Annotated in this window: 9 protein-coding genes, 2 tRNA genes and 1 pseudogene; 8 read left to right on the forward strand and 4 right to left on the reverse strand. The window is 62.5% G+C overall.

Translation table 11 applies throughout. The features are described from left to right. Window positions 1-14: 14 nt before the first annotated feature. The 6 genes and pseudogenes from hflK to LG385_RS25830 all read left to right on the forward strand — a co-directional run bounded on the left by hflK (window position 15) and on the right by LG385_RS25830 (window position 6,910). Window positions 15-1,175, forward strand: a complete 1,161-nt coding sequence (gene hflK / locus LG385_RS22845) for an FtsH protease activity modulator HflK (RefSeq protein WP_181110842.1) — start codon at window positions 15-17, stop codon at window positions 1,173-1,175. Further along, complete coding sequence (hflC, locus tag LG385_RS22850; protein WP_181110841.1) at window positions 1,175-2,044, forward strand: protease modulator HflC; 870 nt, start codon at window positions 1,175-1,177, stop codon at window positions 2,042-2,044. Before hflK ends, hflC begins: the two co-directional genes overlap by 1 nt. A 261-nt stretch (window positions 2,045-2,305) precedes the next feature. Further along, window positions 2,306-3,493: an ATP phosphoribosyltransferase regulatory subunit gene (locus LG385_RS22855; protein WP_225776027.1), complete on the forward strand. Its 1,188-nt coding sequence runs from the start codon at window positions 2,306-2,308 to the stop codon at window positions 3,491-3,493. A 52-nt stretch (window positions 3,494-3,545) separates the two neighbouring features. Next, window positions 3,546-4,838 carry an adenylosuccinate synthase gene (locus LG385_RS22860; protein ID WP_181110839.1) on the forward strand — a complete coding sequence of 431 codons (1,293 nt, stop codon included), beginning with the start codon at window positions 3,546-3,548 and terminating at the stop codon, window positions 4,836-4,838. Window positions 4,839-5,791: 953 nt separating this feature from the next. Further along, window positions 5,792-6,004, forward strand: a pseudogene (locus LG385_RS25825) (methyl-accepting chemotaxis protein); the annotation flags it as partial. 201 nt (window positions 6,005-6,205) lie between these two features. Continuing rightward, window positions 6,206-6,910 (forward strand): methyl-accepting chemotaxis protein, encoded by a 705-nt coding sequence (locus LG385_RS25830; protein ID WP_413247391.1) that lies wholly within the window; start codon window positions 6,206-6,208, stop codon window positions 6,908-6,910. Window positions 6,911-6,919: 9 nt separating this feature from the next. Here the strand turns inward: LG385_RS25830 and LG385_RS22870 are convergent, their stop codons facing one another. The 4 genes from LG385_RS22870 to LG385_RS22885 form a co-directional block, all read right to left on the reverse strand. Next, entirely contained in the window at window positions 6,920-8,494 is a 1,575-nt protein-coding gene (locus tag LG385_RS22870; protein WP_225776029.1) for an ABC transporter permease, read from the reverse strand. After that, window positions 8,494-9,504: an iron ABC transporter substrate-binding protein gene (locus LG385_RS22875; RefSeq protein ID WP_225776030.1), complete on the reverse strand. Its 1,011-nt coding sequence runs from the start codon at window positions 9,502-9,504 to the stop codon at window positions 8,494-8,496. The genes LG385_RS22870 and LG385_RS22875 overlap by 1 nt, the downstream gene beginning before the upstream one ends. A 146-nt stretch (window positions 9,505-9,650) precedes the next feature. Further along, window positions 9,651-9,737 (reverse strand) — tRNA-Leu (locus tag LG385_RS22880). 182 nt (window positions 9,738-9,919) lie between these two features. Beyond that, window positions 9,920-10,006, reverse strand: a tRNA-Leu gene (locus tag LG385_RS22885). A 209-nt stretch (window positions 10,007-10,215) separates the two neighbouring features. Between LG385_RS22885 and rnr the strand changes: the two genes are divergently transcribed. Beyond that, window positions 10,216-12,834 (forward strand): ribonuclease R, encoded by a 2,619-nt coding sequence (gene rnr, locus LG385_RS22890; protein ID WP_225776031.1) that lies wholly within the window; start codon window positions 10,216-10,218, stop codon window positions 12,832-12,834. Beyond that, window positions 12,831-13,574 (forward strand): 23S rRNA (guanosine(2251)-2'-O)-methyltransferase RlmB, encoded by a 744-nt coding sequence (rlmB, locus tag LG385_RS22895; protein ID WP_225776032.1) that lies wholly within the window; start codon window positions 12,831-12,833, stop codon window positions 13,572-13,574. The genes rnr and rlmB overlap by 4 nt, the downstream gene beginning before the upstream one ends. The last annotated feature ends 39 nt before the right edge of the window (window positions 13,575-13,613 follow it).

Consider the following 13,613-nt stretch of genomic DNA (forward strand, 5'->3'; position numbering starts at 1 on the left):
TGATGGAGAGCGCTATGGCTTGGAATGAGCCGGGTGGTGGCAATTCGAATAACCAGGACCCATGGGGTGGCCGCAAGGGCGGTGATCGCAAGGGGCCACCGGACCTGGACGAAGCCTTTCGCAAGCTGCAGGAAAGCCTGAACGGCCTGTTCGGGGGCGGCAAGCGCCGCGGCGGCGAGCCGACGGGGTCGAAGGGTGGCGGGCTGGGTCTGCTGGGTATTGGCCTGGCCGTTCTGGCAGCCATCTGGTTGTACAGTGCCGTCTACGTCGTGGACGAGCAGGAGCAGGCGGTCATTCTCCGGTTTGGCAAATACTACGAAACCGTAGGGCCTGGCCTGAACATCTATTTCCCGCCGATCGATCGCAAGTTCCTCGAGAACGTCACGCGTGAGCGCGCCTACAGCAAGCAGGGCCAGATGCTGACCGAAGACGAGAACATCGTCGAGGTTCCGCTGACCGTTCAGTACAAGATCGTGAACCTGCGCGATTTCGTACTCAACGTGGACCAGCCGGAAGTCAGCCTCCAGCATGCCACCGACAGTGCATTGCGCCATGTAGTCGGTTCCACTGCGATGGACCAGGTACTTACCGAAGGCCGCGTTCAAATGGCCGGCGAAATCAAGGAGCGCCTCCAGCGGTTCCTCGATACCTATCGCACCGGTATCAGCGTGACCCAGGTGAACGTACAGAGCGCTGCCGCACCGCGTGAAGTTCAGGAAGCGTTCGACGACGTGATCCGGGCCCGTGAAGACGAACAGCGCGCCCGCAACCAGGCCGAAACCTATGCCAATGGCGTGGTGCCCGAGGCACGCGGCCAGGCGCAGCGCATCATCGAGGATGCCAATGGTTACCGGGACGAAGTGGTTTCCCGCGCCAAAGGTGAGGCCGACCGCTTCAGCAAATTGCTGGCCGAGTACCGCAAGGCGCCGGATGTAACCCGCGAGCGCCTGTACCTCGAAACCATGCAGGATGTGTACAGCAATACCAGCAAGGTGCTGGTTTCCAGCAAGGGCCAGAACAACATGCTCTACCTGCCGCTGGACAAACTGATGGAAAAAGGCCGCAGCCCGGCCCCGGCACAGCCGGCGGTCAACCCTCCCTCGGATTCCGCGGGGCGTAGCGCTGGCGACCTGCAACAGCAGCAGCGAGAGTTGCGTACCAGGGAGAGCCGCTGATGGGCAATAGATCCGTAATCGCGCTTATCGTCGGTGTAGTCGCCGTGGTGGTGCTATGGAACAGCTTCTATATCGTTTCGCAAACCGAGCGGGCAGTTCTGCTGCGCTTCGGTCGAGTGGTAGAGGCCGACGTACAGCCTGGCTTGCACATGAAGGTGCCCTACATGAACCAGGTGCGCCGTTTCGACGCGCGCCTGATGACCCTGGATGCACCTACCCAGCGCTTCCTCACGCTCGAGAAAAAAGCGGTGATGGTCGATGCCTACGCCAAATGGCGGGTGAAGGACGCCGATCGGTTCTACACCGCGACAGCGGGTATGAAGGCCACTGCGGACGAGCGCCTGGCGCGCCGGCTGGAGTCGGGCCTGCGTGACCAGTTCGGTAAACGCACCCTGCATGAAGTGGTTTCGGGTGAGCGCGATGCCCTGATGGCGGACATCACCGCTTCGCTGAACCGCATGGCGGATCAGGAGCTGGGTATCGAAGTGGTCGATGTTCGGGTCAAGTCCATCGACCTGCCCAAGGAAGTGAACCGCAGCGTGTTCGAGCGCATGAGCACCGAGCGTGAGCGCGAAGCCCGGGAGCACCGCGCCAAGGGTAACGAGCTGGCCGAAGGTATCCGCGCGGACGCCGATCGGCAGCGGCGCGTGCTGCTGGCCGAGGCATACCGTGAGTCTGAAGAGGTACGCGGTGACGGCGATGCGCAGGCTGCTTCCATCTATGCCAAGGCGTACAACCAGGACCCGGAATTCTACGGGTTCTATCGTAGCCTGCAGGCCTACCGGCAAGGCTTCTCCACCAAGGGCGATGTGCTGGTGCTCGACCCCAGCAGCGATTTCTTCCGCTACATGGAACGGGCCAAGCCGTAAGTGCCTTACAGGTTCCCGCTGGGCAGCTCGCTGCCTGGCGGGGTGATCCGCCGGCCAAACCTGTGTATCATGCGGCAGCCGGGAAATTCCCGGCTTTTTTGCGTCTGCAAGGTCCGATGGCCGTGCGGGCCCCAAGGTTTTTCGAGGACACTGCCCCGTGGCGCGGCAAGCGCTATGGTTTTCGCGCCTGCGCGGCAGTATCTGCTTCACTCAAGGGTGGGCCAGCATGAGCCCACCGCCCGGAACAAAGGGGATGGGGTAATGGCAACGGTAGACCGCTGGCTCTTGCCGGATGGTATCGAGGAAGTACTGCCACCGGAGGCCGCACGTATCGAAGTTGCGCGGCGCCAGGTACTGGATCTGTTCCAGAGCTGGGGCTACGAATTCGTCGTAACGCCGCACATCGAATACCTGGAGTCGCTGCTGGTTGGCGCTTCCCAGGACCTGGACCTGCGCACCTTCAAGGTGGTCGACCCGTTGTCGGGCCGCCAGATGGGCTTTCGCGCGGACATCACCCCTCAGGTAGCGCGCATCGACGCACACTCCCTGCGCCGCGAAGGGCCAAGCCGGCTGTGTTATGCCGGTAGCGTGCTGCACGCCAACCCTCGGGCGCTGTCCACTTCGCGCAGCCCGATCCAGCTCGGTGCGGAACTGTACGGCGACGCCAGTATCGGCAGCGACCTGGAAGTGATCAGCCTGATGCTGGCGATGCTGGAACTGTGGCAAGTGCCGGATGTGCACATGGACCTGGGCCATGTGGGTATCTACCGCGGGCTCGCCCGCGCCGCTGGCCTCTCGGGCGAGACCGAACAGCGCCTGTTCGACGCGCTGCAACGCAAGGCCACGGATGAAGTGTTCGAACTTACCGAAGGTGTGGCCGCAGGCCCCGCACGGATGCTGCGGGCGCTGGTCAATCTCTCTGGGGACCGCTCGGTACTGGGCCAGGCGCGGGAGATTCTCGGCGCCGCTCCGGCGCCGGTGCTGGCGGCACTGGATGAATTGCTGGAGTTGGCTGAACGGCTGGCCGCCCGCTTCCCGGGCCTTCCACTGTACTTCGACCTTGGCGAGTTGCGTGGCTATCACTATCACACCGGGGTTGTGTTCGCCGCGTTCGTGCCGGGTGTAGGTCAGTCAATCGCCCAGGGTGGCCGCTACGACGACTTCGGAGCCGACTTCGGCCGTGCCCGGCCGGCGACGGGTTTTTCCACCGACCTGAAAACCCTGGTTACGCTGGGGCGCGCAGAGGTCGAGTTGCCCGAGGGCGGCATCTGGATGCCCGACAGCCCGGACACCGCGCTGTGGCAAACCGTATGTGGCCTGCGCTCGCGAGGCGAGCGCGTCGTACAGGCATTACCCGGGCAGGCCACGGCGGCCGCCCGCGAGGCGGGCTGTGACCGCCAGCTCATTCTGCAGGGCGGTTGCTGGGAAGTGGCACCGCTGGTTTCCTGAGTTCACGCCGGCCGCGGTCGGCACCAAGTTTGCGCCAATGAGGACAAGTGTTATGGGTAAGAATGTCGTCGTCCTGGGCACCCAATGGGGTGATGAGGGCAAAGGCAAGATCGTCGATCTGCTCACCGAACATGCTGCCGCGGTCGTGCGTTACCAGGGTGGCCACAATGCCGGCCATACGCTGGTAATCGACGGTGAGAAGACCGTGCTGCACCTGATCCCGTCCGGCATCCTGCGTGACGGCGTGCAATGCCTGATCGGCAACGGCGTGGTCGTCGCTCCCGATGCGCTGATGCGTGAAATCATCAAGCTGGAAGAGAAGGGCGTTCCGGTGCGTGAGCGTCTGCGTATCAGCCCGGCTTGCCCGCTGATCCTGTCGTACCACGTTGCTCTGGACCAGGCGCGCGAAAAAGCGCGCGGCGAGCACAAGATCGGTACCACTGGCCGTGGTATCGGCCCTGCTTACGAAGACAAGGTTGCGCGTCGCGGCTTGCGGGTAGGCGACCTGTTCCACCGCGAGCGTTTTGCCGCCAAGCTGGGCGAGTTGCTGGATTACCACAACTTCGTACTGGTGAATTACTACAAAGAGCCTGCAATCGACTTCCAGCAAACGCTCGATGAATGCATGGGCTACGCCGAGCTGCTGCAACCGATGATGCAGGATGTCACCGCCGAGCTGCACGCGCTGCGCAAGGCCGACAAGGACATCATGTTCGAGGGCGCTCAAGGCTCGCTGCTGGACATCGACCACGGCACCTACCCCTTCGTCACCAGCTCCAACACCACTGCGGGCGGCATCGCTACCGGTTCCGGCTTCGGCCCGATGTACCTGGATTACATCCTGGGCATCACCAAGGCCTACACCACCCGTGTAGGCTCGGGTCCGTTCCCCACTGAACTGTTCGACGACGTTGGCGCCTTCCTCGCCAAGCGTGGGCACGAATTCGGCGCAACCACTGGCCGCGCCCGTCGCTGCGGCTGGTTCGACGCTGTCATTCTGCGCCGCGCTATCGAAATCAACAGCATCTCGGGCCTGTGCCTGACCAAGCTGGACGTGCTCGACGGCCTTGAAACCATCCGCATCTGCGTTGGCTACAAGAACGAAGCCGGTGCTGTCATCGATGCGCCAACCGATGCAGACAGCTACATTGGCCTGCAGCCAGTGTACGAAGACGTACCGGGCTGGAGCGAGTCCACGCTGGGTGCGAAAAGCCTGGAAGAATTGCCGGCCAATGCCCGTGCTTACATCAAGCGTGTGGAAGAGCTGGTAGGTGCGCCGATCGACATTATTTCGACGGGCCCGGACCGCAACGAAACCATCGTGCTGCGCCACCCGTTCGCGTAAGCCATTGGTGTTTAAGACAAAGGGTCCCTTATGGGGCCCTTTGTCGTTTTTGCCGCCTGCTCGGCACGGGGATTGCTGGGAAGATCCATCAGCGTGTGCGCCATTGTTTTAATGGCACTGGATCAGAGGACTTACCCGTGTCGGCCATTCTTTCGCTCTTTCGCAGCCGCTTGCTGCGCCCCGTGTTCCTTGCCCTGGGAATTGCTCTTTTGGTGCAGGTTCTGGTGGCGGTAGCACTTACTCGGAGCACAGTTGCCGCGCTGGAGACCGACCTGGGCGTTCGGCTGGGGGCAGATAGCCAGCGGCTTGGGAGTGAGCTCAACCAGGCAGGGCAGGACCTGACCAGCAGCCTGGACAAACTCTCTGCCAGCACTCGGCAGCGCTTGGCGGCGGGGCTATCCAGCCGGCTCACCGATGAGCAGAAGCAGGTTCGTGCCACCCTCGAACACAGCATCAAGGAATCGGCCAATGATATGGCCGAGCTGCTTGCCTCTGTCGCTCCCCGAGCCATGTGGGATAACGACATTCCTACCTTGTCAGAATTTGCCCGCCGAGCGCAGCGTAATCCCAACGTGTTATTCGTCATCTACGACGACGCCACCGGGCAACACCTGACCCGTTACCTGAACCGGGACAACCCCATCAACCAGGCTCTGATTGAAAAGGGGCAAGGTGAGCGGCCGCTGGAAAAGGTACTTGATGCTGCTCGTAACGACCCTTCGGTCTATTACGTTGAGGCACCCATCAGCCCGAACGGTGCGGAAATCGGCAAGGTGCGTATGGGTGTGTCCACGGCTGGGGTGGATGCCGAGCTGGCAGCGCTGGACAAGCGCTTCAACGATCTTATAGCCAGTGGTGATCAACTGGTCGCCGATAGTGTTTCCGGCGCAGCCGCCGAGAGCTCGCGGGTGTTGCGCGACCGTCTTGAAAGCGCCCAAGGCGCCGCCAAGGAAATGCAGGCCAATACTCATCATGCTGTGAGTGAGGCCGCTCAAGTGCTCCGTTGGAGAATCGGCGCAGGCCTGGCCGTGGTTGCGCTGGGTGTGTTGCTGGCACTGGCTTTGGTGCTTGGGCACAGAGTAGTGAACAAATTGCGCCTGCTGATCAGTGCACTGGATGACCTGGCTGCCGGTGAAGGCGACCTGACCAAGCGGGTAGCGCTGAACAGCAACGACGAAATTGGAGACATGGCCGGCGCGGTGAACCGTTTCGTGGCCAAGTTGCAACCCATCGTGCGCGAGGCCGGCGATGTGGCGCAACGCACTGGCCAGGAAATCGGTGCCATGACGCAACGCAATGCTGGTGCCGATGCCGCCGCCGAACGTCAGCGCGACGAAGTAGCTGCCAGCTTGCAGGCGTTGGCTCAGATGGCAGATGAGGCCCAGGCGGAAAGCATTGCGATGCAGGCCGCATTGAAACAGGTGGCTGAGATCCGCCAGGCCACGGATGCCAATACCAAGGCGTCTACGCAAGTCGGAAGCTTGATCGAGGCCCTGGCGGGGCAGGTGGAAACTGGCTCGCAAGTGATCGAGCGGCTGGCGACGCAAAGCCAGCAGATCGAGGTGGTGCTGACCGTGATCCATGGTATTGCCGAGCAGACCAACCTGCTTGCACTCAATGCCGCGATCGAAGCGGCGAGGGCAGGAGAGACTGGCCGAGGCTTTGCCGTGGTCGCTGATGAGGTTCGGGCGCTGGCGAGTAAAACCCAAAGCTCCACGGGCGATATCCAGGCGCATATTGGCGCGCTTCAGGCCGGTGCGCGCGAAGCGGTCACCGCCATTGGCCAGGCGGGCCGCCAGGCCAGCGAAGGATTGCGCGTACTGCGGGATGCGTCGAGGCTGCAGCAAACCGTCCAGACATCGGTGGAGCAAGTACATGCCGCCATCGATCTGGCCACCCGTGCCGCGCAACATCAGGCGCAGGGGGCGCAGGCGGTGAAAGGCCGGGTAGAAGTGATTCACGCCCAGGCCGAACAATCGGCGCAGGTTGTGTTGCAGACCACTGCCAGCAGCAAGGTGCTCGACCGCCTTGCCCACCAGCTGCGGGCAAGCCTTGGTCAGTTCCGCGCGTGATCCACGCCGCTAGCGGCGGCTGAGGTACATGCGGGTAGTGAGAAGGTACACCGGTAGCCCGGACACGAGGATCAGCAAGGCGGCGAAGGGCGCGGCGGCGGCGAACTCCATGTTCGACGTATGCGCCCACACCTCGGTAGCCAGGGTGGTGGTGCCCGTGGGGCTGAGCAACAGCGTTGCGGTGAGCTCTTTCATTGCGTCGAGGAACACCAGCGCGAAGGCAGCCGCCAGCGCCGGGAAGATGATAGGCAGGGTGACCTTGCAAAACGCCTTGAACGCCCCTGCGCCCAAGGTACGCGCCGCCTCTTCAAGCTGCGGGGCGGCTTTCGTCAGGGCGGTACGCACTGGCCCTTGCGCCAAGGGCAGGAACAGCAGGGCGTAGGCAATCACCAGCAACGCCGTGGTCTGGTACAACGCTGGTATGTAGTGGAGAGAGAAATACACCAGCGTTAGCGCGATCACCAGCCCGGGCAAGGCATGCAGCAGGTACGGAAGCCTTTCCGCCCAGATCGCCAGGCTGCCGCGGTACCGCACCACCAGCAGGCCCACCGGCAGCGCCAGCAACAGGGATACCGCCGCGCCCGCGAGCGACAGGCCCAGGGACGACAATAGTGCCTGGCCAATGGCAACAACCGGGAAGGCCGCCGAGCTTCCCTGGGCCAGCCAGTAGCCCAGCATCACCAGCGGCACTCCACTGCCCAGGATGGCGAGCGCGGCGCAGAAGCCTTGGCCGCAAAGCCCGGCCCACACCGGCAGCCGCACCGGTGCCGCGTGACGAGCCACGCCTTGGCCCGTGCGTACATGCCGTGCTCGCCCACGCGCCTTCAACTCCAGCCACAGGAAGCCCAGGCACAGCACCAGCAGTACGGCTGAAAGCATGGCGGCGTTGGCGTTGCTGAATTCCAGCTCGAACTGCTGGTAGATAGCGGTGGTAAAGGTGCGAACGTTCAGAATCGACAGGGCACCGAACTCGACCAACATGTGCAGCGCGATCAGAAGGCTACCGGCAAGGATGGAAGGCCAGAGCAGCGGAAGGGTGATGCTGAAGAACAGCCTGCTCCGGTTCGCCCCCAGCAGCCGGGCGGACTCTTCCAGCGAATGGTCCAGATTGCGCAACGTGGCCGCAACGGGCAGAAATACCAAGGGGTATTTGGACAGGCTCATGATGAGGACGGCACCACCCAGGCCTTCGAAGCCGGAGCTGAGGGACACCCAGGTAAAGCTCGACACGAACGAAGGCACCGCGAACGGCAGGCACAGGATCACGCCCCACGCACGCCGCCCCCACAGGTTGGTGCGTTCCAGCAGCCATGCGAGCAGGGTGCCAGCAATCGCGCACGCCACGGTAACGCCGGCCAGTAACGTAAGGGTATTGACCAGCAGGCCATAGACATAAGGCCGGAGCAGCAGGCGGGCAATATCGTGCCAGCCGGCTTCGGCGGTACGGATGGTGACATAGGCCAGCGGCAGGAGGCTCAGCCCAACGAGCAGCAATACAGGGGCGACCAGCCAGGCGGACGGTCGCTTTCCCTTGATTCCCCGGGACAGCGTAGCGGCCGGCGGAAGCTGAGCCTGGGCTGTCATCAGTTCAAGCCGACGTCACGTTGGAGGTCAAGCGCTTCTTCGGCATTGCCGATGTCAGCGGGGGTGATGTCCGGCGCTTCAAGTTCCTCGAAAGGCTTGAGCCCTTGATCGGACACCATGCCCTTGCGCAGCGGGTATTCGGCCTGCGCACGGGTGATGACCCGCTGGCCTTCCTCGCTGGTCATCCATGCCAGCAGTTGCTGGGCTTCCTTCGGGTGCTTGCTGGCCTTCACCACGGCAGCGCTGGATATGCTTACCAGGGCGCCCGGGTCCTTGTTCTTGAAATAGTACAGCTGCGACTTGAGCTCGCCTTTTTCGCGCTTTAGTGCATACCAGTAGTAGTTGTTCACCAATACTGCCGCAATTTCGCCGTTCTCGACTGCCTTGATCGCCACCATATTGTTGGCGTAGGTCTTGCCGTAGGCCTTGAGGCCTGTAAGCCATTCTTCGGCAGCCTCTTCACCCTTGAGCCGAAGCACAGCCACGGCCTGCTCCTGGAACGCTCCGCTGGTGGGAACGAAGCCGATCTTGCCGTTCCACTCCGGGCGGGCAAAGTCCATCACCGAGGCGGGCATGTCTTTTTCGGCGACCAGGCTCGGGTTGTATGCCACGACACGAACACGGGCCGTGATACCGATCCAGGTACCGTCCTTCGCGACATAGTCGGGCGGCAATGCGTCCAGCGTGCTTTTGTCGGTAACCGCCAGGAAGCCTTTTTCGCCCAGGGCATTGAGCGGGGGAGATTCCTCGCTGTAGATAACGTCGGCGGGGGAGCGGGCGCCTTCTTCCATGATCTGGCTTGCCAGCTGGTTGCTGCTGCCTTTTCGCACGTTTACATGAATGCCGGTACTGGCTTCGAACGCCTTGGCGATCGCCTCGCCCAATTCCTTGTGCTGGCCGTTGTAAAGCGTAAGGGCGGGGGCGTCGGCGGCCTGGGCAGCACCAGTGACCAGGGCCAGTGCCAAGGCTGGCACGGCGCAAAGGCGCAGGAGGGCAATTCGCATTGACATCCGAGCGTATCTCCATGGGTACAAAAGGGCGCAAGTATAAAGGAGATCGCTTCTCGAATGCGGGCGTATTTGATTGGCAAACATTTCCGATGAGCACAAAAAAACCCGCTTGTGAGCGGGTTTTTTGAAGCGCTGACGCTTGAATTTGGTGCCCAGGAGAAGACTCGAACTTCCACGGCCGTAAAGCCACCAACACCTGAAGCTGGCGTGTCTACCAATTTCACCACCTGGGCATATCGAAGACTGGCGTCGTCGATGGCGCGCACTATACGGCTGCCGATTGAGGCTGTAAACCCCTTTTTGGAAAAAATGAAGCTGCGGAATCAGGTTGGGCGTAGCGGGGGGCTGAAATGCAAAAGCCCGCTTTCGCGGGCTTTTGGAACGCGATGGACTGAGGTAGTCTCGCGTTTGAAGATGGTGCCCAGAAGAAGACTCGAACTTCCACGGCCGTAAGGCCACCAACACCTGAAGCTGGCGTGTCTACCAATTTCACCATCTGGGCAAATCGACCACTTGCGTCGTCGATGGCGCGCACTATACGGTCGCTGTATTGCAGTGTAAACCCCTGGCTGCAAAAATATTCCGGCCCAGGCGATGAGGCCTCAAAGGGGCGCCGCAAAGGCTGTGGCGCGCTATAAAGTGCTGGAATTTCCCGTTTCCACAGGGGTATGCCAAACTAACTTGCATATCACACAAGGTGAACACTCTCTAATGGCCGATTGGCAGTCCCTCGATCCCGAGGCCGCTCGTGAAGCGGAAAAATACGAAAATCCTATCCCCAGCCGTGAATTGATCCTGCACCACCTCGCCGAGCGTGGTTCTCCAGCGAGCCGCGAGCAGTTGGTCGAGGAGTTCGGCCTGGGGACCGAAGACCAGATCGAAGCCCTGCGTCGCCGCCTGCGAGCGATGGAGCGCGATGCTCAGCTTATTTATACCCGGCGCGGCACCTACGCGCCGGTCGACAAACTCGACCTGATCGCCGGGCGCGTCAGTGGCCACCGTGATGGTTTCGGCTTCCTGATCCCCGACGATGGCAGCGACGACCTCTTCCTCAGCCCGGCTCAGATGCGCCTGGTGTTCGATGGCGACCGAGCCTTGGCGCGGGTTTCCGGGCTCGACCGTCGCGGCCGACGTGAAGGCGCGCTGGTGGAAGTGGTGAGCCGTGCTCATGAAACCATCGTGGGGCGGTACTTCGAAGAAGGCGGCATTGGGTTCGTCCAGGCGGATAACCCCAAGGTACAGCAGGAAGTGCTGGTAACCCCCGGCCGCAATGGCGGCGCGCGCGTGGGCCAGTTCGTCGAGATCAAGATCACCCACTGGCCAACGGCTCGCTTCCAGCCGCAGGGCGACGTGATTGAAGTACTGGGCAACTATATGGCCCCCGGGATGGAAATCGACGTAGCCCTGCGCAGCTACGACATTCCCAATGTGTGGCCCGAGGCTGTGGAGAAAGAAGCGGCGCGGCTCAAGCCGGAAGTTGAAGACAAGCACAAGGCTAACCGTGTCGACCTGCGTCACCTGCCGTTCGTGACCATCGACGGCGAAGACGCGCGGGACTTCGACGATGCGGTCTATTGCGAGCCCACGGGCCGTATCAAGATGTTTTCCGGCGGCTGGCGGCTTTACGTGGCCATTGCCGACGTATCCAGCTATGTGAAGATCGACTCGGCGCTGGACGCCGAGGCGCAGGTGCGCGGTAACTCCGTGTACTTCCCGGAGCGGGTGATCCCGATGCTGCCCGAGGAGCTGTCCAACGGCCTCTGCTCGCTCAACCCGCACGTGGATCGCTTGGCGATGGTTTGCGAGATGACCATTTCCAAAAGCGGGCAAATGGTCGACTACAAGTTCTACGAAGCGGTTATCCATTCCCACGCGCGCCTGACCTACAACAAGGTCAGCACGATGCTCGAGCATAGCCGTACCGCGGAAGCCAAGGCGCTGCGTGGTGAATACGGCCAGGTGCTGCCTCACCTCAAGCAACTGTACGCGCTCTACCAGGTGCTTTTGGCGGGCCGTCACACCCGGGGCGCGATCGACTTCGAAACCCAGGAAACCCGTATCGTCTTTGGCGAGGATCGCAAGATCGCGGAAATCCGCCCGACCACTCGCAACGACGCCCACAAGTTGATCGAGGAATGCATGCTGGCCGCTAACGTGGCTACCGCCGAATTCCTCAAGAAACACGAAGTGCCCGCGCTGTTCCGCGTTCACGACGGCCCACCGCCGGAGCGCCTCGAGAAGCTGCAGGCCTTCCTGGGTGAGCTGGGCCTTGCCTTGCACAAAGGGAAAGAGGGGCCGACGCCCAAGGATTACCAGGCGCTGCTCGAGCGTATCAAGGATCGCCCGGACTTCCAGCTGATCCAGACCGTGATGCTTCGCTCACTGAGCCAGGCGGTCTATACCTCGGACAACAATGGCCACTTCGGCCTGAATTACCCGGCGTATACCCACTTTACCTCGCCTATTCGCCGCTATCCCGACCTGCTGGTTCACCGCGCCATCCGTAGCGTGATCCGCTCCAAGCGGGAAACGCCGCATGTGGTGCGCGCCGGAGCGGCGGCCATGCCCAAGGCGCGGATATACCCGTATGACGAGGCGGCGCTGGAACAGCTGGGCGAACAGTGCTCGATGACCGAGCGCCGTGCCGACGAAGCCACCCGAGACGTAGTGAACTGGCTCAAGTGCGAGTTCATGAAGGACCGCGTGGGCGAAGTGTTCCCCGGCATCATTACCGCGACTACTGGTTTTGGCCTGTTCGTGGCGCTTACCGACATCTATGTCGAAGGGCTGGTCCACGTCTCGGCGTTGCCGGGGGACTACTACCACTATGACCAGGTTCACCATCGCCTCACTGGCGAGCGAACCGGGCGCAGCTTCCGCTTGGGCGATACCGTGCAGGTGCGTGTGATGCGCGTAGACCTGGACGAGCGCAAGATCGACTTCGAGCTGGCCGACAAGGCCCCCGAGAAGAGCTCAGGCAGAGCCGGCAATACCGGTACCGGCGCACGTAAATCGCGCAAGGCCACCGATACCGCGCCCGCCGGCCGCTCGCGAAAGCCTGAGGCGGTCGCCGCCCCGGCTGCCGAGCCTGCGCAAGCGCCCGCTAGCCCGCGCAAGCGCAAGGCAGGGAAGGACCCAGCCGTGGACGAAGCCTATCGGGCCTCCCATGCCACGGCCAACAACGCTGAAGTACGCAAAAGCCGTGAAATGAAGAAAGCCCTGATGAGCGACGCCCGGAGCGCGCCCGCCAAGGCCGATAGCGGCAAGCCCACCAAACACCGCAAGGGGCCGTCCAAGGCTGGCTCGCGCAAGACCAAGGCAAAATCATGAGCCAGTTGGAAAAGATCTATGGCGTACATGCCGTGGAAGCGCTATTGCGCCACCACCCGCGCCGGGTCAAGCATATCTGGCTTTCCGAAGGCCGCAGTGAGCCTCGGCTGCAAGCCTTGTTGCAGCTGGCAAGCGAACACCGCGTTACGGTCGGCTCCGCTGAGCGCAGGGAGCTGGACGCCTGGGTCGAAGGCGTTCACCAAGGCGTGGTGGCTGACGTAAGCCCGAGCCAGGTATGGGGCGAGGCAATGCTCGACGAGCTGCTCGACCGCCATGAGGGGCCGCCCTTGTTGCTGGTGCTCGACGGCGTAACCGACCCGCACAACCTCGGGGCCTGCCTGCGCACCGCAGACGCCGCTGGCGCCCTTGCCGTGATCATTCCCAAGGACAAGTCCGCCACGCTTACCCCTGTGGTTCGCAAGGTTGCCTGCGGCGCGGCGGAAGTGATCCCGCTGGTGGCCGTGACCAACCTGGCGCGCAGCCTGGAAAAGCTCCAGCAGCGCGGGCTGTGGGTTGTCGGCACGGCCGGCGAAGCCGAGAAGGAAATCTACCAGCAAGACATGACCGGCCCGCTGGTATTGGTGATGGGCGCCGAAGGCAAGGGCATGCGCCGCCTTACGCGCGAACATTGTGATCATCTGGTCAAGTTGCCGATGTCGGGCAGTGTCAGCAGCCTCAACGTTTCGGTCGCAACCGGTGTGTGCCTGTTCGAGGCGGTGCGCCAGCGCCAGGGCCGTTAACGGCCCGTCTTCCCGGGCTCAGCGCCCGGGATAGTCGGC

The sequence above is a fragment of the Pseudomonas sp. Marseille-Q5115 genome, assembly GCF_916618905.1.
Classification (GTDB): Bacteria; Pseudomonadota; Gammaproteobacteria; order Pseudomonadales; family Pseudomonadaceae; genus Aquipseudomonas; species Aquipseudomonas japonica_A.

Bases quoted from the DNA above. Each gene is read 5' to 3' on its own strand.
- rnr (WP_225776031.1), top strand. From the start codon at position 10,216: ATGGCCGATTGGCAGTCCCTCGATCCCGAGGCCGCTCGTGAAGCGGAA.
- LG385_RS22860 (WP_181110839.1), top strand. From the start codon at position 3,546: ATGGGTAAGAATGTCGTCGTCCTGGGCACCCAATGGGGTGATGAGGGC.
- LG385_RS22870 (WP_225776029.1), bottom strand. From the start codon at position 8,494: ATGACAGCCCAGGCTCAGCTTCCGCCGGCCGCTACGCTGTCCCGGGGA.
- hflK (WP_181110842.1), top strand. From the start codon at position 15: ATGGCTTGGAATGAGCCGGGTGGTGGCAATTCGAATAACCAGGACCCA.
- hflC (WP_181110841.1), top strand. From the start codon at position 1,175: ATGGGCAATAGATCCGTAATCGCGCTTATCGTCGGTGTAGTCGCCGTG.
- LG385_RS22855 (WP_225776027.1), top strand. From the start codon at position 2,306: ATGGCAACGGTAGACCGCTGGCTCTTGCCGGATGGTATCGAGGAAGTA.
- LG385_RS22875 (WP_225776030.1), bottom strand. From the start codon at position 9,504: ATGTCAATGCGAATTGCCCTCCTGCGCCTTTGCGCCGTGCCAGCCTTG.
- rlmB (WP_225776032.1), top strand. From the start codon at position 12,831: ATGAGCCAGTTGGAAAAGATCTATGGCGTACATGCCGTGGAAGCGCTA.
- LG385_RS25830 (WP_413247391.1), top strand. From the start codon at position 6,206: ATGGCAGATGAGGCCCAGGCGGAAAGCATTGCGATGCAGGCCGCATTG.